Origin of the sequence: Tistlia sp., assembly GCF_040905785.1 — a bacterium.
GTDB lineage: Bacteria > Pseudomonadota > Alphaproteobacteria > Kiloniellales > DSM-21159 > Tistlia.
This window is the reverse complement of record NZ_JBBDQW010000037.1, coordinates 17,127-37,720: the sequence shown is the minus strand read 5'-3', so window position 1 is coordinate 37,720 and position 20,594 is coordinate 17,127. Positions and strand designations below refer to the sequence as shown.

At 72.8% G+C, this 20,594-nt stretch carries 17 protein-coding genes, 1 tRNA gene and 1 pseudogene; all 19 read left to right on the top strand.

What is annotated here, in order from left to right:
• Window positions 1–232, top strand: a pseudogene (mraY, locus tag WD341_RS09275) (phospho-N-acetylmuramoyl-pentapeptide-transferase); the annotation flags it as partial.
• 4 nt (window positions 233–236) lie between these two features.
• Complete coding sequence (murD, locus tag WD341_RS09270) at window positions 237–1,643, top strand: UDP-N-acetylmuramoyl-L-alanine--D-glutamate ligase (RefSeq protein ID WP_368425164.1); 1,407 nt, start codon at window positions 237–239, stop codon at window positions 1,641–1,643.
• A complete protein-coding gene (locus WD341_RS09265; RefSeq protein WP_368425163.1) occupies window positions 1,640–2,767 on the top strand; it encodes an FtsW/RodA/SpoVE family cell cycle protein in 1,128 nt (375 codons plus the stop codon). The genes murD and WD341_RS09265 overlap by 4 nt, the downstream gene beginning before the upstream one ends.
• Entirely contained in the window at window positions 2,764–3,933 is a 1,170-nt protein-coding gene (gene murG, locus WD341_RS09260) for an undecaprenyldiphospho-muramoylpentapeptide beta-N-acetylglucosaminyltransferase (protein ID WP_368425162.1), read from the top strand. The genes WD341_RS09265 and murG overlap by 4 nt, the downstream gene beginning before the upstream one ends.
• Window positions 3,930–5,351, top strand: a complete 1,422-nt coding sequence (murC, locus tag WD341_RS09255; RefSeq protein ID WP_368425161.1) for a UDP-N-acetylmuramate--L-alanine ligase — start codon at window positions 3,930–3,932, stop codon at window positions 5,349–5,351. Before murG ends, murC begins: the two co-directional genes overlap by 4 nt.
• A complete protein-coding gene (gene murB / locus WD341_RS09250; RefSeq protein ID WP_368425160.1) occupies window positions 5,348–6,286 on the top strand; it encodes a UDP-N-acetylmuramate dehydrogenase in 939 nt (312 codons plus the stop codon). Before murC ends, murB begins: the two co-directional genes overlap by 4 nt.
• Complete coding sequence (locus WD341_RS09245) at window positions 6,283–7,215, top strand: D-alanine--D-alanine ligase (protein WP_368425159.1); 933 nt, start codon at window positions 6,283–6,285, stop codon at window positions 7,213–7,215. The genes murB and WD341_RS09245 overlap by 4 nt, the downstream gene beginning before the upstream one ends.
• Entirely contained in the window at window positions 7,206–8,111 is a 906-nt protein-coding gene (locus WD341_RS09240; protein ID WP_368425158.1) for a cell division protein FtsQ/DivIB, read from the top strand. Before WD341_RS09245 ends, WD341_RS09240 begins: the two co-directional genes overlap by 10 nt.
• An 8-nt stretch (window positions 8,112–8,119) precedes the next feature.
• Window positions 8,120–9,403 (top strand): cell division protein FtsA, encoded by a 1,284-nt coding sequence (ftsA, locus tag WD341_RS09235; RefSeq protein WP_368425157.1) that lies wholly within the window; start codon window positions 8,120–8,122, stop codon window positions 9,401–9,403.
• A 114-nt stretch (window positions 9,404–9,517) separates the two neighbouring features.
• A complete protein-coding gene (ftsZ, locus tag WD341_RS09230) occupies window positions 9,518–11,236 on the top strand; it encodes a cell division protein FtsZ (protein ID WP_368425156.1) in 1,719 nt (572 codons plus the stop codon).
• 278 nt (window positions 11,237–11,514) lie between these two features.
• Window positions 11,515–12,504, top strand: coding sequence for a UDP-3-O-acyl-N-acetylglucosamine deacetylase (gene lpxC, locus WD341_RS09225; protein WP_368425155.1), 990 nt, complete (start codon window positions 11,515–11,517; stop codon window positions 12,502–12,504).
• 167 nt (window positions 12,505–12,671) lie between these two features.
• The gene (locus tag WD341_RS09220) at window positions 12,672–13,496 is read left to right on the top strand and encodes an outer membrane protein assembly factor BamD (RefSeq protein ID WP_368425154.1); all 825 of its coding nucleotides are present in this window, start codon (window positions 12,672–12,674) and stop codon (window positions 13,494–13,496) included.
• Window positions 13,497–13,509: 13 nt separating this feature from the next.
• Window positions 13,510–15,186 (top strand): DNA repair protein RecN, encoded by a 1,677-nt coding sequence (gene recN, locus WD341_RS09215; protein ID WP_368425153.1) that lies wholly within the window; start codon window positions 13,510–13,512, stop codon window positions 15,184–15,186.
• Window positions 15,183–17,330, top strand: a complete 2,148-nt coding sequence (gene ligA, locus WD341_RS09210) for an NAD-dependent DNA ligase LigA (protein WP_368425152.1) — start codon at window positions 15,183–15,185, stop codon at window positions 17,328–17,330. The genes recN and ligA overlap by 4 nt, the downstream gene beginning before the upstream one ends.
• Window positions 17,327–17,635, top strand: a complete 309-nt coding sequence (locus WD341_RS09205; protein WP_368425151.1) for a hypothetical protein — start codon at window positions 17,327–17,329, stop codon at window positions 17,633–17,635. The genes ligA and WD341_RS09205 overlap by 4 nt, the downstream gene beginning before the upstream one ends.
• Window positions 17,636–17,650: 15 nt before the next feature.
• Window positions 17,651–18,064 (top strand): nuclear transport factor 2 family protein, encoded by a 414-nt coding sequence (locus WD341_RS09200; RefSeq protein ID WP_368425150.1) that lies wholly within the window; start codon window positions 17,651–17,653, stop codon window positions 18,062–18,064.
• 133 nt (window positions 18,065–18,197) lie between these two features.
• A tRNA-Leu gene (locus WD341_RS09195) sits at window positions 18,198–18,282 on the top strand.
• 376 nt (window positions 18,283–18,658) lie between these two features.
• Window positions 18,659–19,567, top strand: coding sequence for a DMT family transporter (locus tag WD341_RS09190; protein ID WP_368425149.1), 909 nt, complete (start codon window positions 18,659–18,661; stop codon window positions 19,565–19,567).
• Between the two features lie 148 nt (window positions 19,568–19,715).
• Window positions 19,716–20,507: a 2-keto-4-pentenoate hydratase gene (locus WD341_RS09185; RefSeq protein ID WP_368425148.1), complete on the top strand. Its 792-nt coding sequence runs from the start codon at window positions 19,716–19,718 to the stop codon at window positions 20,505–20,507.
• Window positions 20,508–20,594: the final 87 nt, after the last annotated feature.

Below are 20,594 nucleotides of genomic sequence, written 5' to 3'. Positions count from 1 at the left end.
CAAGCACGAGCTGGTGCTGGCGATCATCGGCGGCCTGTTCGTGCTGGAGACCGTCTCGGTGATCGTCCAGGTCGCCTCCTTCAAGCTGACGGGCAAGCGCGTGTTCCGCATGGCGCCGCTGCACCATCACTTCGAGAAGAAGGGCTGGGCCGAGCCGACCGTGGTCATCCGCTTCTGGATCATCGCCGTGATCCTGGCGCTGATCGGCCTCTCGAGCCTGAAGCTGCGGTGAGGCCATGATCGACCTCCCCTTCTTCCATGGCTACACGGTCGCCGTCCTCGGCCTCGGCAAGTCCGGCCTGGCGGCGGCGCGCGCCCTGCAGGTCGCCGGTGCCGAGGTCTGGGCCTGGGACGACAAGGAGGACGCCCGCGCCCGCGCCCGCGAGGCCGGCATCCACCTGGTCGACCTCTACAGCGCCGACTGGGAGGAGCCGATCACCCTGGTGATCAGCCCGGGCATTCCCCACGAGCACCCGGAGCCGCATCCGGTCGCCGCCCTGGCGCGCGCCCACGACGTCGAGATCATCGGCGAGATCGAGCTGCTCGGCCGTTCCGACCGGGACGCCCGCTACATCGGCATCACCGGCACCAACGGCAAGTCGACGACGACGGCGATGATCGGCCACATCCTGGGCCTGGCGCGCCGGCGGGTCGACGTCGGCGGCAACCTGGGCACGCCGGCGACGGCGCTCGAGCCGGTTGGTCCGGACGGCTTCCACGTCCTCGAGATGTCGAGCTACGCGCTGGAGATCACCTTCTCGATCACCTTCGACATCGCCGTCCTTCTCAACATCACGCCCGATCACCTGGAGCGGCACGGCGGCATGGCCGGCTACGTCGCCGCCAAGCGCAACATCTTCCGGCGCCAGACCCGGCCGCGGGCGGCGGTCATCGGCGTCGACGACGAGACCTGCCGGGCGATCCACGCCGAGCTGGTCGCCACCAACCACCAGATCATCCGACCGATCTCGGCCGAGCGCGCCGTCCCGGGCGGCGTCTACGTGCTCGAGGGCCTGCTGACCGACGACACCGGGGGCCAGGCCGTGCCGGTGCTCGACCTCAAGGAGGTCGCGACCCTGCCCGGCCGCCACAACTGGCAGAACGCCGCCGCGGCCTACGCCGCCTGCCGCGCCGCCGGCGTCGAGGCCGCGACGATCACGGCGGCGCTGCGCAGCTTCGCCGGCCTGCCGCACCGCCAGGAGCTGATCGCGACCGTGGAGGGCGTCGCCTACGTCAACGACTCCAAGGCGACCAACCTCGATGCCGCGGCCAAGGCCCTGGCCTGCTACGACGCGGTCTACTGGATCGCCGGGGGTCGGGCCAAGGAGCCCGGACTGGGCGCCCTGGAGCCCCTGCTCGGCCATGTCGCCGAGGCCTTCCTGATCGGCGAAGCCTCGGCGTCCTTCGCCGAGGCCCTCGAGGGCCGGGTGCCGACCCGGCGCTGCGGCGACCTGGCCACGGCGGTGGCGGCGGCGACCGTCGCGGCGCGCCGCGACCGCCGTCCCGGCGCGGTCGTACTGCTGTCGCCGGCCTGCGCCTCCTTCGACCAGTTCGCCTCCTTCGAGGAGCGCGGCGAGGTCTTCCGCAAGGCCGTCTCGGCGGTCTCGGGCATGCAGGCCGAGCGCGCGGGAGGCACGCCATGATGCCCGGCTACGGACGCGCCGACACCTCCCTGGTCGGGCGCTGGTGGTGGACCGTCGACCGCTGGTCCCTGGTCGCGCTCTTCGTGCTGATGGCCTTCGGGGCGGTGCTGATCGTCGCCGCCTCGCCCGCGGTCTCGGAGCGCATCGGCCTCGACACCTTCTCGCTGGCCAAGCGCCAGCTCGTGCTGCAGCCGCTGGCGATCGCCCTGATGCTCGGCCTGTCGCTGCTCAGCGCGCGCTGGATCCGCCGCGTCGGCGTGCTCGGCCTGCTCGCCAGCCTGGTGCTGCTGGTCCTGACGCTGGCGGTCGGCAACGAGATCAAGGGCGCGGTGCGCTGGATCAACCTGGGCGGCTTCTCGCTGCAGGCCTCGGAGTTCGCCAAGCCCTGCTTCGCCATCGGCGCCGGCTGGCTGTTCGCTCTCGGCCAGGAGCACCGGGAGTTTCCGGGCTGGGCCGCAGCGACCGCGCTGTGGGCGGTGATGGTCGGGCTGCTGCTGATGCAGCCGGACCTCGGCCAGGCCGTGATGATGAGCGCGATCTTCGGCGTGCAGTTCTTCCTGGCCGGCCTGCCCTGGTTCCTGGTCGGCGGCTTCGCGGCGCTCGGCCTGGCCGGCATCGGTGGCGCCTACTTCCTGTTCCCCCACGTGGCGCAGCGCATCGACTCCTTCCTCGATCCGGCCGCCGGCGACCGCTACCAGATCGACCGCTCGCTTGAGGCCTTCGCCGACGGCGGCCTGTTCGGCCGCGGGCCCGGCGAGGGCCGGGTCAAGGAGGTGCTGCCCGACGCCCACGCCGACTTCGTCTTCGCCGTCGCCGGCGAGGAACTCGGCCTGCTCGCCTGCTTGGTCCTGGTCCTGCTGTTCGCCTTCATCATGCTGCGCGGCTTCACGCGCGCGCTCGGCGAGAACAACCTCTTCGTGCTGCTCGCCTCGGCCGGCCTGTTCACCCAGTTCGGGCTGCAGGCCCTGATCAACATGGGCTCCTCGCTGCACCTGATCCCGACCAAGGGCATGACCCTGCCCTTCGTCAGCTACGGCGGCTCGTCGCTGATCGCGCTGGCGATCGGCATGGGCATGGCGCTGGCGCTGACCCGACGCTACGCCGGACAGGGAGGCGCGCCATGACCGCAGCCAAGCATTCCCAGGGGCGCGAGCGGAGGCTGGCGGCGCTCGCCGCCGGCGGCACCGGCGGCCACCTGTTCCCGGCCAAGGCCCTGGCCCAGGCCCTGCTGGCGCGCGGCTGGAAGGTCGTGCTGATCACCGACGAGCGCGGCGGCGGCTTCGGCCCGGACCTGCCGCAGGTCGAGGTCTACCGCATCTCGGCCGGCGGCCTCGCCGGCGGCGGCGCGGTGCGCAAGGCCCGCAGCCTGGCCAAGCTCGCCTACGGCGCCTTCGAGGCCTGGTCGCTGCTCGGCCGCCTGAAGCCGGCCGTCGCCATCGGCTTCGGCGGCTACCCCTCGGTGCCGACCATCCTGGCCGCCCACCGCCGGCGCATCCCGATCGTGCTGCACGAGCAGAACCAGATCGCCGGGCGCGCCAACCGCCTGCTCGCGGCACGCGCCAAGGTCATCGCCGTCTCCTTCCCCGAAACCCGCGGCCTGGAGTCGGTCGCCGAGCGCCTGCGCGTCACCGGCAACCCGGTGCGCGCCGCCATCGCGGCCCTCGGCAGCAAGCCCTTCGGCGTGCCGGGCGAGACGGACCGCCTGCGCCTGCTGGTGACCGGCGGCAGCCAGGGCGCGCGCGTCTTCAACGAGTTGCTGCCCAAGGCGCTGTGCCGCCTGCCGGACGATCTCAAGGGCCGCCTGCGGGTCGTCCAACAGGTTCGCGGCGATGACCTGGAGAGCGTCGCCGAGACCTACCGGGCGTGCGGCATCGACTGCGAGCTCAAGGACTTCTTCGACGACATGCCGGAGCGCCTGGCCGCCACCCACCTGCTGGTCTGCCGGGCCGGCGCCTCGACGATCACGGAGCTGGCCGCGGCCGGGCGGCCGGCGATCCTGGTGCCCTACCCCTTCGCCGCCGACGACCACCAGACCGGCAACGCCCACGCCTTCGCCCAGGCCGGCGGTGGCTGGGTCATGCCGCAGCACGACCTGACCCCGGAGCGGCTGGCCGAGCGCGTCGCCGCCCTGCTCGCCGACCCCGGCACCCTGGCGCGCGCCTCGACGGCGGCGCGCGCCTTCGCCGAGCCCGATGCGGCGCTGCGCCTCGCCGACCTGATCGCCGAGACGCTGGACGGCGACGGCCAGCAGCTGCCGGCCGAGAGGCCCGGCAAGGAGGCTGCGGCATGAGGGCCCTTCCGCTCGACATCGGCATGATCCACTTCGTCGGCATCGGCGGCATCGGCATGTCTGGCATCGCCGAGATCCTGCACAACCTCGGCTACCAGGTGCAGGGCAGCGACCAGTCCGACAGCGCCAACGTCAAGCGCCTGCGCGACCACGACATCTCGGTCTCGATCGGGCACCGCGCCGAGAACCTGGGCGAGGCCACGGTCGTGGTCATCTCCTCGGCGGTGAAGGCCGACAACCCCGAGGTCCAGGCCGCCCGCGCCCGCTTCGTGCCGGTCGTGCGGCGCGCCGAGATGCTCGGGGAGCTGATGCGCCTGAAGTGGTCGATCGCGGTCGGCGGCACCCACGGCAAGACGACCACGACCTCGCTGGTCGCGGCCCTGCTCGACGGCGCCGGCCTCGATCCCACGGTGATCAACGGCGGCATCATCAACGCCTACGGCACCAACGCGCGGCTCGGCGAAGGCGACTGGATGGTCGTCGAGGCCGACGAGAGCGACGGCACCTTCACCAAGCTGCCGGCGACTATCGCGCTGGTCACCAACATCGACCCCGAGCACCTCGACCACTACGGCAGCGTCGAGAAGCTGCACGAGGCCTTCGAGACCTTCGTCGAGAACATCCCCTTCTACGGCTTCGCGGTGCTCTGCCTCGACCACCCCGCGGTGCAGACGCTGATCGGCCGCATCGAGGACCGCCGCATCGTCACCTACGGCTTCTCGCCCCAGGCCGAGGTGCGCGCGGACAAGATGGTGCTGGACGCCGAGGGCGCCCGCTTCGACGCCGTCATCGCCGACCGCCGGACCGGCCGCGAGCAGCGCTTCGCCGACCTGCGCCTGCCGATGTTCGGCCAGCACAACGTCCAGAACGCCCTCGCCGCGATCGCCGTGGCGCAGGAGATGAACCTGCCGGAGGCCTCGATCCGCGAGGCGCTGGCGCGCTTCGGCGGCGTCAAGCGGCGCTTCACCCGCACCGGCATCGCCCACGGCATCACCGTGATCGACGACTACGGCCACCACCCGGTCGAGATCGCCGCGGTGTTGCGCGCGGCGCGCCAGACCGCCGCCAGGCGCGTCGTCGCCGTCGTGCAGCCGCACCGCTACTCGCGCCTGGCCGGCCTGTTCGAGGAATTCTGCCGCTGCTTCAACGACGCCGACGCGGTGATCGTCGCCGACGTCTACGCGGCCGGCGAGGCGCCCATCGAGGGCGCCGACAAGGAGCATCTGGCGGCGGGCCTGCGCAGCCACGGCCACCGGCAGGTGGTCGAGCTGGAAAGCCCCGAGGCCCTGGCCGCCACCGTCGCCGAGATCGCCGGGCCCGGCGACCTCGTCGTCTGTCTGGGCGCTGGCAACATCACCGCCTGGGCGCAGACCCTGCCCGGCGAGCTGGAAGCCCGGCTGGGCGGAGGCGGCTCATGAGCGTCGCCGCCACCCGTACCCAGAGCCTGATCGAGCGGCTGCCGGCGGTCCGCGGCCGGCTCACCGAGCAGGCACCGCTGGCCGGTGTGACCTGGTTCCGCGTCGGCGGGCCGGCCGAGGTCGCCTTCCGCCCGGCCGACCGCGACGACCTCGCCGGCTTCCTCGCGGCCAAGCCGGCCGATGTGCCGGTGACGGTGATCGGCGTCGCCTCCAACCTGCTGGTGCGCGACGGCGGCGTGCCGGGCGTCGTCCTGCGCCTGGGCCGCAGCTTCGCCGGCGTCGAGATCGAGGGCGAAGAGGTCACGGCCGGCGCCGGTGCGCTCGACGTCAACGTCGCCCAGGCGGCCGCGCGCGCCGGCCTCGGCGGCCTGGAGTTCCTGGTCGGCGTGCCCGGCACCATCGGTGGCGCGCTGCGCATGAACGCCGGCGCCTACGGCCGCGAGCTCAAGGACGTACTGCTCTGGGCCGAGGCGCTGGACCCGAACGGCCGGCTGCACCGGCTGGAGCCGGAGGCGATGGGCCTGGGCTACCGGCACTGCGAGGTGCCGGACGACTGGATCTTCGCCGCGGCGCGCCTGCGCGGCACCCCGGACGAGCCGGAGGCCATCGCCCGCCGCATGGGCGAGATTCAACAGGCCCGCGCCGAGAGCCAGCCGATCCGCAGCCGCACTGGCGGCAGCACCTTCCGCAACCCGCCCGGCGAGCGCGCCTGGCAACTGATAGACCGCGCCGGCTGCCGCGGCCTGCGCAAGGGCGGCGCCCAGGTCTCGGAGAAGCACTGCAACTTCCTGATCAACACCGGCACCGCCACGGCCGCCGACCTCGAGGGTCTGGGCGAGGAGGTCCGACGCCGGGTGCGCCAAGAGACCGGCATCGAGCTCGCCTGGGAGATCAAGCGGATCGGCGTCGCGGCCGGCCAGGGAGGCGACCCATGAGTGCGACGAAGCTGCGCGTCGCCGTGCTCTACGGCGGCTTCTCGGCCGAGCGCGAGGTCTCGCTGGTCAGCGGCAAGGCCTGCCTTGAAGCGCTGTCGACCCTCGGCCACGAGGCCGTCGCCATCGACATGACCCGCGACCTCGCCGCCCTGATGGCGGCCCTGACGCCGCGCCCCGACGTCGTGCTCAACGCTCTCCACGGTCGCTGGGGCGAGGACGGCTGCGTCCAGGGGCTGCTCAACGTCCTGGGCATCCCCTACACCCATTCCGGCCTGCTGGCCTCGTCCCTGGCCATGCACAAGCCGACCGCCAAGCGCCTGTTCGAGGCCGCCGGCCTGCGCTGCCCGGGCGGCGAGGTGCTGCACCGCTCGGTGGTCGAGGCCGGCGACCCGATGCCGCGGCCTTACGTCGTCAAGCCGATCGAGGAGGGCTCCTCGGTGGGCGTGGTCATCGTGCAGGCCGGCGACAACGTCCCGCCGATCCAGACCGGCGCCTGGCCCTACGGCGAGCGGGTCCTGGTCGAGCCCTACATCCCGGGCCGCGAGCTGACCGTCTCGGTGATGGGCGACCGCGCCCTGGCGGTCACCGAGCTGCGGCCGAAGCGCGGCTTCTACAACTACGAGGCCAAGTACACGGGCGGCAAGACCGAGCACCTGGTGCCGGCGCCGGTGCCGGAGCCGATCTACGCCCAGGCGATGGAGGAGGCGCTGGCGGCGCACCGGACCCTGGGCTGCCGCGGCGTCAGCCGCGCCGACTTCCGCTACGACGACCGGCCCGAGCAGGGCGAGGCCGGCGGCCTCTACCTGCTCGAGGTCAACACGCAGCCGGGCATGACGCCGCTCAGCCTGGTCCCCGAACAGGCCGCCTACCTCGGAATCTCCTTTCCCGAGCTGGTCGGCTGGATGCTGGAGCAGGCCGCATGCGACTGAGCCGTTCGACCCGCAGCCGCGGCGCCGCCGCCTCGGCGGCCAACCCGACGGCCCGCCCGCGGCCGCCGGTGCGCGGCCGGCCGAGCCGGCGCGCGCCGACGCGCAAGCCGGCGCGAATCGGCCGCTGGGCGCGCTGGCTCGGCTTCGGCCTGCTGCCCGCGGCGCTGCTCGGCGCCGGCGTCCTGGTCTGGCAGTCCGGCGTCCTGGACCGCGCCGCGGCCTCGGTCTCGGAGGCGAGCCTGCGGCTGACCGGCGACCTGGGCCTGAAAGTCCGCACCGTCCTGGTCGAGGGCCGCGGCCACACCGCGCCCGACGACCTGCTGGCGCTGCTCGGCGTCGAGCGCGGCATGCCGATCCTGGCCGTCGATCCGGCGGCGGCCCGCGCACGCCTGGACGCCCTGCCCTGGGTCGCCGACGCCGAGGTCGAGCGGCGGCTGCCCGACACGCTCTACATCCGCCTGACCGAGCGCAAGCCGCTGGCGCTCTGGCAGCACGACCGCGCGATCACGGTGATCGACGCCGGAGGCAGGGTCATCCCCGGAGTCCACCCCGGCCGCTTCGCCAAGCTGCTGCTGGTCGTCGGCGAGGACGCGGCCCCCCATGCCGCAGCGCTGCTGGCGATGCTCGAGGGCGAGCCGGACCTGGCCGAGAAGGTCACCGCCGCGATCCGCGTCGGCGGCCGGCGTTGGAACCTGCGCCTCGACGGCAACATCGACGTCCGCCTGCCCGAGGAGGGCGCCCCGGCGGCCTGGGCGCGCTTCGCGCAGATGGTCCGGCGCGAGCAGCTGCTCGAGCACGACGTCGCCCTGGTCGACCTGCGCCTGCCCGACCGCCTGATCGTCCGTACCTCGCGCGGCGGCGTCCCGCCGCTTCGCGCCAAGGGCCAGGAGACCTGAAAAGCGCCATGAAGAAGCGTCCCCGCCGCAACCCGACCGGCGTCTTCGCAGCGCTCGACGTGGGCAGCAGCAAGATCTGCTGCCTGATCGCGCGCCTCGAGGAGGAGCGCGGCCAGGCGCCGCGCCTGCGCGTCACCGGCATCGGCCAGCAGCTCAGTCGCGGGGTCAAGGCCGGCGCGGTGATCGACATGGACGCCGCCGAGACGGCGATCCTGAGCGCCGTGCATGCCGCCGAGCAGATGGCCGGCGAGGAGATCGAGCAGGTCGCCGTCAGCCTGTCCGGCGGCTACCCGGCCTCGCGCCTGCTCAGCGTCGAGGTCTCGATCGACGGCCACGAGGTCGGCGACGAGGACCTGCGCCGGGCGCTCGACCAGGGCCACCAGCTCGAGGGCCTGCTCGGCCAGCCCGAGAAGGGCCGCCAGCTGATCCACTCGATCCCGGTCGGCTACACGATCGACGGCAGCCGCGGCATCCGCGACCCGCGCGGCATGTACGGCGAGCGCCTGGGCGTCAACATGCACATCGTCACCGCCGCCAGCGGGCCGGTGCGCAACCTGGCGACCTGCGTCCAGCGCTGCCACCTCGACATCAGCGCCTTCGTCGTCTCGCCCTTCGCCTCCGGCCTCGCCGGCCTGGTGCCCGACGAGATGGAGCTGGGCGTCACGCTGATCGACATGGGCGGCGGCACGACCTCGATCGCGGTCTTCGTCGAGGGCAGCGTGGTCCACACCGACATCGTGCCGGTCGGCGGCCAGCACGTGACCAGCGACGTCGCGCGCGGCCTGTCGACCACCCTCGCCCATGCCGAGCGGCTCAAGACGCTCTACGGCCACGCCGTCGCGACCTCGGCCGACGAGCACGCGACGATCGACGTGCCGCAGGTCGGCGAGGAGGACGAGGGCCACGTCCAGCAGGTGCCGCGCTCGCTCCTGGTCGGCATCGTTCAGCCGCGCCTGGAGGAGACCTTCGAGCTGGTGCGCTCGCGCCTCGAGGCCAGCGGATTCGACAAGGCCGGCGGCCGCCGCGTGGTGCTGACCGGCGGCGCCAGCCAGCTGCCCGGCATGCGCGACCTGGCCGCCCTGGTGCTCGACAAGCAGGTCCGCATCGGCCGGCCGATCCACCTGACCGGGCTGGCCGAAGCGACCAGCGGACCGGCCCACACCGTCGGCGCGGGGCTGCTCGCCTACGCGCTGCAGCAGGATCACAGGGCGCCGGCGGCGGCCGGCGCCGAACGAGAGGAGGCGGCCGGCGGCGTCGGCCGCATCGGGCGATGGCTGAAGCAGCACTTCTAGCCAGGGGATGGGGACAGCTCCGCATGGGGAGCGAAAAGGCCGCCGGCGCCGGGCCGGCACGAGGATACCGGCGCCCGAGGGGCCGGAACACAGAGCGGTAGAACGGAGGCAACGATGACTTTGACCTTGAACGTGCCGGATACCGAGCCGCAGCTGCGGCCCCGGATCACCGTCGTCGGCGTCGGCGGCGCGGGCGGCAACGCCGTCAACAACATGATCCGCTCCAACCTGGAGGGGGTCGAGTTCATGATCGCCAACACCGACGCCCAGGCGATGAAGCAGTCGCTGTGCGAGCCGAAGATCCAGCTCGGGCGCACCATGACGGCCGGTCTGGGCGCGGGCTCGCGGCCGGACGTCGGCCGGGCCGCCGCCGAGGAGGCGCTGGACGAGATCCTCGACCAGCTCGGCGACGCCAACATGGTGTTCATCACCGCCGGCATGGGCGGCGGCACCGGTACCGGTGCCGCTCCGGTCATCGCCCGGGCGGCACGCGAGGCCGGCATGCTGACCGTCGGCGTGGTCACCAAGCCCTTCCAGTTCGAGGGCATCCACCGGATGCGCATCGCCGAGCAGGGCATCGAGGAGCTGACCCAGTACGTCGATACCCTGATCATCATCCCGAACCAGAACCTGTTCCGGATCGCGAACGAGAAGACGACCTTCGCGGACGCCTTCAAGATGGCGGACGACGTGCTCTATTCGGGTGTGCGGGGCGTCACCGACCTGATGGTCATGCCGGGCCTGATCAACCTCGACTTCGCCGACATCCGCACGGTGATGACCGAGATGGGCAAGGCGATGATGGGCACGGGCGACGCCGACGGCGAGAATCGCGCCATCGCCGCCGCCGAGGCCGCGATCTCCAACCCGCTGCTCGACGACGTCACCATGAAGGGCGCGCGCGGGGTGCTGATCAACATCACCGGCGGCATGGACATGACGCTGTTCGAGGTCGACGAGGCGGCCAACCGGATCCGCGACGAGGTCGATCCCGAGGCCAACATCATCTTCGGCTCGACCTTCGACGAATCGCTCGACGGCCGCATGCGGGTCTCGGTGGTGGCGACCGGGATCGACCATATCGCCGCCCAGGAAGCGCGGCCCGTCAACCTCAGCCTGGTCCAGGCGCGCGGCGCCGCCGGCCCGCGCCAGGAGCGTCCCGCGGCCGAGGCCCAGACGGCTCGCGATGCCAGGCCGGAGGTCGCCGCCCAGGAGGTCGCCGCCCGGGAGGCCGCCGAACCGGCTGACGAAGCGCTGGCCGAAAGCGAGAGCTGGCCCAACTTCGGCGCGCCCGACGCGACCCCGGCCGAGCCGGCGGTGGCGGCGAAGAGCGTCGAGGTCGAGCAGGCCCGCGAGGCCGAAGAGTCCTTCGTCGCGCCGGAGCCGGTGCGTCCGGCCAAGCGGCCGGTCTTCGCCGAGCAGCGTCCGGCGGCCAAGCCGGAGCCCTTCAGGGCCGCGGAGTTCGCCAATGCGGCTTCGGGGCACGGCGAGGGCGAGGAGAAGAGCGGCTTCCGCCTCGGCTTCGGCAAGTCGAAGCGGCCCAGCCTGTTCGAGCGGGTGACCGGCGTCGGCCAGACCGGCCGCCAGCCGCAGGCCGAGCCGGCCAAGACCGGGCCGCGCGCCGAGCCGCGCCTCGACCAGCGGCAGGAGGCCCGCCAGGAGCCCTTGGCCGAAGCCGCACCGCGCCCGGCCGCCTCCGCGGCCCGTGCGCAGTCGGCCGCGGCCAAGCAGGCCAGCCTGTCGGGCCTCGAGCCGGCCGAACGCCAGTCCCAGGCGCGCGAGGACGAGGATCTGCTCGACATCCCCGCCTTCCTGCGACGGCAGGCCAACTAGGCTGAAGCGCCCCTGCCGGGGCGTTGATCCGGGGCTCGGGGCTCCGGAGCGATCAGGGCTGCGGCGCCGTCCCGAAGAGGGGCGGCGCCGCGGTCGTTCCGGCTCCGGCCCGGATGCCGTAACAGAGTGTAATAAAGAGTGATTTGAGAGACTTCCGGGCCATTGGCTAATAGAGAGCGTCAGAAGCCGCTGTGCTTCGGGCTGTTCTCGGTAGAAGCGTCACGACCCGCCCGCGTAGGCCGCCAAGGCCCGGGCGATCGAACAGGCGGCGCAGAGGAATGGAAGGCAAGATAAAGATGGCAGACGGCTCGAGCTTTGCGGGCATCACCGGATTCGGCGCCAGCCGGCGCCCGGCCTTCGGTTCCGGCGGGGCGGCGGCGCAGGCGCAGCGCACGCTGAAGAATGCGATCCACTGCTCGGGCATCGGCCTGCACAGCGGGGTCCACGTCGCCATGACACTGATGCCGTCCGCAGCCGACAGCGGCATCGTCTTCCGCCGCGTCGACCTGCCCGGCGAGCCGGAGGTTCCGGCGCTCTGGACCCATGCCGTCGAGACGCCGCTGTGCACGACCATCGTCGCCGGCGACGCCAGGATCGCGACCATCGAGCACCTGCTTTCGGCCTTCTCCGGCCTCGGCATCGACAACTGCCTGATCGAGATCGACGGCGCGGAAGTGCCGGCGATGGACGGCTCGGCGGCCCCCTTCGTGTTCCTGATCGAGTGCGCCGGCGTCGTCGAGCAGCCGGCGCCGCGCCGCGCCTTCCGCATCCTCGACACGGTCGGCGAGAGCGAGCCTCATCGCAGCTGCCTGCTCAAGCCGGCCGAAGCCTTCGAGCTGCGCTTCGAGATCGAGTTCGACAGCCCGGTGATCGGCCGTCAAGTCTACGACGGTGAGATCGACGAGGCGGTTTACAAGCGCGACATCGCCCGCGCGCGCACCTTCGGCTTCTTCCACGAGGTCGAGGCCATGCAGGCACACGGCCTGGCCCGCGGCGGCTCCCTGGAGAACGCCGTGGTCATCGAGGGCGACCGGATCCTGAACGACGGCGGCCTGCGCTACGTCGACGAGTTCGTGCGCCACAAGGCGCTCGACTGCATCGGCGACCTCTATCTGGCCGGCGCTCCGCTGATCGGCCGCTTCGAGGGCATCAAGGCCGGCCACGCCCTGACGCTGCGCCTGCTGCGCAGCCTGTTCGGCCGCGAGGGTGCGGTCGTCCAAGAGTCCCTGCTGGAGCCCGTCGCCCTGCTGCAGGCCGAATCGGCCTGAGCCGGGCCTTTCCGGCGCTCTCCGCGGCCGCCGAGGCGACTCTGTCCGGCGGCGGTTTGCGCGTGCGGCCCGACCGGCCGGGCGGATCGCTTGTGGCCACGCGACGGTCTCGCCTATAGTCCGCCCGCGACTCTGGTTCAGCACAGCACGGACAGCCCGACGCCGATATGTGGCGCAGATCCCTCCACGCCCTCCGCCTCCCGACGATCGCCCTACTCTTCGCCGCCGCCCTCGCGGGCTGCTCGGGCGACGATGAGCCGGTCTACGTCGAGCAGCCGCCCGAGGAGCTCTACAACGAAGCCCTCGGCCAGTTGCTGGCCGGCAGCTACGAGCGGTCGGCCCAGGGCTTCGACGAGGTCGAGCGCCAGCACCCCTACTCGGTCTGGGCGTCGCGCGCCCAGCTGATGTCGGCCTACGCCTACTACCAGGGCGACAAGTACGACGACGCGATCAACTCGCTCGACCGCTTCATCCAGCTCAATCCGGGCAGCCGCGACATCGCCTACGCCTACTATCTGAAGGCGATCTGCTACTACGAGCGGATCTCGGACGTCGGCCGCGACCAGAAGAACACGCTCGACGCCCTCGAGAACCTCGAGGAGGTCGTGCGCCGCTTCCCGGATTCGCGCTACGCTCGCGACTCCCAGCTGAAGATCGACCTGGCGCGCGACCATCTCGCCGGCAAGCACATGGAGATCGGCCGCTACTACCAGGGCCAGAAGGAATACCTGGCGGCGATCAACCGCTACCAGACGGTGATCCGCGACTACCAGACGACGACGCACGTGCCCGAGGCGCTGCACCGCCTGGTCGAGAGCTACATGGCGCTCGGCGTCTACCAGGAGGCCGAGGCGACCGCCGCCGTGCTGGGCTACAACTTCCCGGGCAGCGACTGGTACCTCGATTCCTACGCGCTGCTGACCGGAGAGGATCTGCGCCCGGCAGAGCACAAGGGCTCCTGGATCTCCCGGGTCTGGGGATCCGTCTTCTAGTACGGCGCAGGGCATGCTCGTCAGCCTGTCGATCCGCAATGTCGTCCTGATCGAGCGGCTCGACCTCGAGTTCGCCGCCGGCCTGACCGTGCTGACCGGCGAGACCGGCGCGGGCAAGTCGATCCTCCTGGATTCCCTGGGTCTGGCGCTCGGCGCGCGCGCCGAGTCCGGCCTGCTGCGCCACGGCGCCGAGCAGGCCAGCGTCACCGCCGCCTTCGCCCTGGCGGCCGGGCACCCGGTCCAGACGCTGCTCCGCGAGCAGGACATCGAGCCCGAGGAGGGCGCGCTGATGCTGCGCCGCGTGCTCGGCGCCGACGGCCGCAGCCGCGCCTTCGTCAACGACCAGCCGGCCTCCGTCGGCCTGCTGCGCAGCCTCGGCGACCTGCTGGTCGAGGTCCAGGGCCAGTTCGAGCAGCGCGGCCTGCTCGACGCGGCCGGCCACCGCGGCCTGCTCGACGCCTTCGCCGGCCTGGAGGCGCGGGTCGAGGGCCTGCGCGGCCGCCACCGGGCCTGGCGCGCGGCCGCCGAGACCGAGGCCGCGGCGCGCGACGAGCTCGATGCGGTGCGGCGCGACGAGTCCTACCTGCGCCACGCCCTGGAAGAGCTCGATGCGCTCGCCGCCGAGCCGGGCGAGGAGGAGCGCCTGGCCGAGGAGCGCGCCTTCCTGATGCACGCCGAGAAGCTGGCCGAGGCCCTGCAGAGCGCCACCGACCAGCTCGCGGGCGACGGCCGGCGCGGCGCCGCCGCGGCGCTCGCCGGCGCCCAGCGCAGCCTGGAGCGCGTCGTCGACAAGGCCGGCCAACGCCTGGAGGGCGTGCTCGGCGCCCTCGACCGGGCTGCCGCCGAGCTTTCCGAGGCCGAGAGCCTGCTGTCCGCCGTCGCCGCCGACCTGGAGTTCGAGCCGCGCCGCCTGGAGGCCATCGACGAGCGCTTCTTCGCGCTCAAGGACCTGGCCCGCAAGCACGGCTGCGCCGCCGGCGAGCTGCCGAGGCTGCAGCAGTCGCTGCGCGAGCGCCTGGCGGCGATCGACAGCGGCTCCGAGCGCCTGGAGGCGCTGACCCGGGCGACCGCCGAGGCCGAGCGCGCCTACCGGAGCGAGGCCGAGGCGGTCGGCGCCGAGCGCCGCAAGGCCGCCGCCCGGCTCGACGCCGCGCTCAACCGCGAGCTGCCGCCGCTCAAGCTGGAGCGGGCGCGCTTCGTCACCGGCCTGGAGCCCCTGCCCCCCGCGGACTGGGGCCCGGCGGGCGCCGAGCGGGTCGCCTTCACCGTCTCGACCAACCCCGGGGCGCCGCCCGGACCCCTCGGCAAGATCGCCTCGGGCGGCGAGCTGTCACGCTTCCTGCTGGCGCTCAAGGTCGTCCTGGCCGGCGTCTCGCCGGTCGAGAGCCTGGTCTTCGACGAGGTCGACAGCGGCATCGGCGGCGCCACGGCCGCGGCGGTCGGTGAGCGCTTGGCGCGCCTCGCCGCCGAGCGCCAGATCCTGGTCGTCACCCACAGCCCGCAGGTCGCCGCCCTCGGCCGCAGCCACTGGGTCGTGCTCAAGGAAACCGACAGGGCCGGCGCGCGCACGCTGGTGGCGCCGCTCGACGCCGCCGGCCGCACCGAGGAGGTGGCGCGCATGCTGTCCGGTGCGCGGGTGACCGAGGAGGCCCGCCGCGCCGCCGAGAAGCTGATGGCGGGGGCGGCATGACCAAGCCGGAGAGTCTCGACAGCCCGGTCGAGCTGTTGTCGCGCGCGGCGGCGAAAAAGGAGCTGAAGTGGCTGGCCGGCGAGATCGCCCGCCACGACCGCCTCTATCACCAGAAGGACGCGCCGGAGGTCTCCGACGCCGCGTACGACGCCCTGCGCCGGCGCAACGAGGCCCTGGAGGAGCGTTTTCCCGACCTCAAGCGGAGCGACAGCCCGAGCGAGCGGGTCGGTGCCGAGACCGCGGCCGGCTTCGCCAAGGTGCGCCACGCCGTGCCGATGCTGTCGCTCGGCAACGCCTTCGAGGAGGCCGACGTACGCGACTTCGTCGCCCGGGTGCGCCGCTTCCTCAGCCTCGGCGAGGAGGCGCCGCTCGGCTTCGTCGCCGAGCCGAAGATCGACGGCCTCTCGATCTCCCTGCGCTACGAGGGCGGCGTCTTCGTCCGGGGCGCGACGCGCGGCGACGGCAGCGAGGGCGAGGAGGTCACCGAGAACCTGCGCACGATCGGGGAGATCCCAGGGAACCTGGCCGGCGCGGTGCCCGGCGTCTTCGAGGTGCGCGGCGAGGTCTACATGACCAAGTCCGACTTCCTGGCGCTCAACGAGCGGCAGGCCGAGGCCGGCCGCAAGGTCTTCGCCAACCCGCGCAACGCCGCCGCCGGCTCGCTGCGCCAGCTCGACGCGGCGATCACCCGCTCGCGGCCCCTGCACTGCTTCCTCTACGCCGCCGGGCAGCTTTCCGAGCCGGTCGCCGAGACCCACTGGGACTACCTGGCCTTCCTGCGGCGGCTCGGCTTCCAGACCAACCCCCTCGCCGAGCGCTGCGACGGCGTCGAGGCGATCCTGGAGGTCTACCGGCGCATCGAGAAGCGCCGGGCCGAGCTCGACTACGACATCGACGGCGTCGTCTACAAGGTCGACCGCTACGACCTGCAGGAACGGCTCGGCTTCGTCAGCCGCGCGCCGCGCTGGGCGATCGCCCACAAATTCGCCGCCGAGCGCGCCGAGACGGTGCTGGAGCGGATCGCCATCCAGGTCGGCCGCACCGGCGCCCTGACCCCGGTTGCGCAGCTGACGCCGGTCACCGTCGGCGGCGTCGTGGTCGCGCGCGCGACCCTGCACAACCAGGACGAGATCCGGCGCAAGGATGTCCGCGAGGGCGACCGGGTCGTGGTCCAGCGCGCCGGCGACGTGATCCCGCAGATCGTCGAGGTCGTCGACGACGGCCAGCACGCCGAGCGGCCCGAGTATGTTTTCCCGACGCGCTGCCCCTGCCCGCTCGCGACCGAGGTCGTGCGGCCGGAGGGCGAGGCGGTCAGCCGCTGCAGCGGCGAGCTGGCCTGCCCGCACCAGCAGCTGCGCCGCCTGATCCACTTCGTCAGCCGCGACGCCTTCGACGTCGAGGGCCTGGGCGAGAAGCAGGTCCAGGCCTTCGTCGAGAAGGGCCTGATCGCGACGCCGCCGGACATCTTCGACCTGGAGGAGCGGGACGGCCGCCAGGCGCCGCCGCTCGGCGAGTGGGAGGGCTGGGGCGAGCGCTCGGCCGCCAAGCTCTTCGCCGCCATCGAGGCGCGGCGCCGGATTCCGCTCGACCGCTTCATCTACGCCCTCGGCATCCGTCAGATCGGCCAGGCGACGGCGCGGCTGCTAGCGCGCAGCTACGGCACGCTCGCCGCCTGGCACGAGCGCATGATCCAGGCCGCCGGGGAGCGGCGCGAGAAGCCGGAGGAGCGCAAGCCGGAACTGATCGGCGAGGCCTATGCCGAGCTCTGCAACCTCTCGGGCATCGGCGTCTCGATGGCCGACGACATCGTCGGCTTCTTCGCGGAGGCGCACAATCTCGAGGTCCTGAAGGCCCTGGAAGCGCGCCTGACGGTCGAGGCGCCGGCGGCGCCGGCCGAAGGCCGCAGCGCGGCGCTGGCCGGCAAGACCCTGGTCTTCACCGGCTCCCTGGAGACCATGAGCCGCGGCGAGGCCAAGGCCCGGGCCGAATCGCTCGGCGCCAAGGTCACGGGCTCGGTCTCCAAGAGCACCGACCTCGTGGTGGTCGGCGCCGACGCCGGCTCCAAGGCCAAGAAGGCCGCCGAGCTCGGCGTCGCGACCCTGAGCGAGGACGAGTGGATCGCCCTGCTGGAGCAGGCCAGGTGACGCCCCGGCGGCCCGGCGTCTATCTTCAGGAGGCCCAGGGCGCGCCGACCCTGGTCCACGCCTACAGCGAGGAGGCGCTGGACTACGCCCTGGAGGACCTGCCGGAACTGCTCGGCTACGGCCGCTGGGAGGAGGCGGAGCCGCCCCGCCTGACCCTGGAGGCGCGCGAGATCCGGGCCCTGGCGATCGAGGTCGTGGCCCGCTCCTTCGACCTCGACGAGGGCCTGCTGGCGCTCGCCGGCGACCTGCGCGAGGCGACACAGGGGCGGCCCGAGCCGGTCTTCGTCTTCCTCGACTTTCCCTGACCCCGGAGCGCTCGCATGAGCCAGCACGCCGCCGTCCTCTTCGCCAACGAGGCCTTCTACCTGGCCTTCCGCAACCGCGACGCCGAAGCGGTCGAGAAGCTCTGGGCCGAGAGCGCCTCGGTCACCTGCATCCACCCCGGCTGGCAGGCGCTGATCGGCCGTGAGGCCGTGATCGACAGCTGGCGCGCGATCCTTAACGGCGACAACCCGCCCTCGATCCGGCCGCGCGGCGCGCGCGCCACCCTGGCCGGCGAGGTCGGCATCGTCGTCTGCTACGAGGAGATCGAGGGCGCCGACAGCCTGCTGGTCGCGACCAACCTGTTCCTGCGCGAACAGGGCGCCTGGAAGCTGGTCCACCACCAGGCCGGCCCGACCCCCTTGCGCCCCGACCAGGTCGAGGACCCCGAGGGCGAGGCGTCGCTGCAGTAGCGCCGCCTGCGCATCTATCCTTTCCGGCCGCCTTGCGGCGCCACCGGGCCTGTGTCTCCGCTCGGCGTGCGACCCGCCCGGTGCGCTTGCGCCAACCGCCACCTTCGCTATTCTGCCGCCCGACGCGACAGGCGCCCCTGTGGCGGAACCGGTAGACGCGCGCGACTCAAAATCGCGTTCCGAGAGGAGTGGGGGTTCGAGTCCCTCCAGGGGCACCAAAGGCCGCTTCAGGTGGGCGCCGCCGCGCCGCCGAGAAGCTCATTTTTCCGGACGATCTCACCGACGAAGTCCATGAATGCCCGCGCTGTCCGACCTTGCGAAGGTCGGGATGGGTGAGCAGCGAGAGCTCGGTGTCGAGGTCTGGACGAGAGCGGCCGCCTGAAGCCCAGCGCACCGAGCCACAGCCACTTCATGCGCCACCCGGACTGAGCGCGCTCGCGCCGCCTCAAGCGGGCGTCGTGTGGCCCGGTGGCAGCAGCCGCCCGATTTTTCAGGGCCTGCCCGCCGCCACGCTCGCCTAGATTGGCCGGCCGAGGCGGGTCGCGCGGCAGGGGTCGGCACGGCGATTCCGGGGATCGGGAGGGGGAGAACTGCGTGCTCGACCGGCTGTTCGGCAACGCCTACCTGCTGCTGGTGCTGACCACCATGGCCTGGGGCGGCAACGCCGTGGCCAGCCGCTTCGCGGTCGGGGAGGTCTCGCCGATGGCGCTGACGGCGCTGCGCTGGATCGCCGTGGTCCTGCTGCTGCTGGTCGTGGCCCGGCGCGAGGTCGTCTCGGCCTGGCCGCTGCTGCGGCCGCGCCTGGGCGTGCTGGCGCTGCTGGGCGCGGTCGGCTTCACCGGCTTCAACGCCCTCTTCTACGTCGCGGCGCAGTACACGACGGCGATCAACATCGGCATCCTGCAGGGCGCGATCCCGATCTTCGTGCTGATCGGCGCGTATCTGGTCGACCGCACGCCGGTCACGCCGCTGCAGGCCCTGGGCGTGCTGCTGACCATCCTGGGCGTGGTGGCGGTGACCAGCGGCGGCACGCTGGAGCGCCTGATGACGCTGCGGCTCAACCTGGGCGACCTGCTGATGGTGGTGGCCTGCGCCCTCTACGCCGGCTACACGCTCGGCCTGCGCCGGCGGCCGGCGGTCTCGGCCCTGGCCAGCTTCGCCGCCCTGGCGACCGGCGCCCTGCTCGCCGCGCTGCCGCTGGTCGCCATCGAGGCCGCGGCCGGCTTCCTGCAGTGGCCGACGACCCAGGGCTGGCTGGTCATCCTCTACGTCGTGATCTTCCCCTCCTTCCTGTCGCAGCTTACCTTCATGCAGGGCGTCAAGCTGATCGGCGCGGCGCGTGCCGGCGTCTTCGTCAACCTGGTGCCGATCTTCGCGGCGATCCTCTCGGTGCTGCTGCTCGGCGAGGCCTTCGCCCTGCACCACGCCATCGCCATGGTCCTGGTGCTCGGCGGCATCTGGATCGCCGAGCACGCCAAGAAGCGGCAGCGGTCGACCCGCTGATTCTCCTCGGGTCTCCCCTGCCGGCAGCGGCGGCCGGAACCGGCGCCGGGCCGCGACTATTGCCGGATTTGCAAGGAAGGGCCGCGCGCCGCCGCGCCGCGTGCTAGTCAGTCGGCAGCAAGGGCGAAGACGAGAAAGGATGCATCCGATGATCGAGGAAACCGCCGCGGCGCTCTGGGCGGCACGCCGCTCGGCGCGCCCGCTCGAGGGTTTTCCCGGCGAGGTGCCGGGCGACCTCGAAACCGCCTACGCGATCCAGGACGAGGTGCGCCGCCTGAGCGGCCGCAAGCTGGCCGGCTGGAAGGTCGCGATGATCCAGCCGCAGCTGCGCCAGCAGCTCGGCGAGATCCGCCTGGCCGGCCCGCTGTTCGAGGACACGCTCTGGACCGCCCAGGGCGACGAGCCGGTCGAGGTCGCCGTCTTCGAGGGCGGGGAGGCGGCCCTGGAGGCCGAGTTCGTCGTGCGGCTCGGCCGCGACCTGACCGCCGCCGAGGCGCCCTTCACGCCCGAGAGCCTGGCCGATGCCGTGGCCAGCCTGCACGGCGGCGCAGAGATCGCCGCCAGCCCGATCGCCGCCATCGTCTCGCTCGGCTCGGCCGCCATGATCGCCGATCTCGCCTTCAACGGCGGCGCGGTCGTCGGCCCGGCGATTCCGGACTGGAAGGAGCGCCGGCTCGACGAACTGGTCTCGCGGACCAGCGTCGACGCGCGGGTCGTCGGCGAGGGCGACGCCGCCCGGGTCGCCGGCGGCCCGCTGGCGGCGCTGGCCTTCCTCGCCGACTTCGTGACGCGGCGCGGCGGCGCGCTGCGCGCGGGCGAGACGATCCTGACCGGCGCGACCACCGGGATCCACGCCATCGTCCCGGGCAGCCGCGGGCGGGTCGAGTTTCCCGGCTACGGCGCCTTCGAGGTCAGCGTCGGCGCGGCGACGCCGGCCTGAGCCCGCCGGAGGCCCGCCCCCCGAAAAGGAAGAGGCCGCCGGAAGCGCTCTGCTCCCGGCGGCCTCGGATCGGATCCTGCTGGCGCT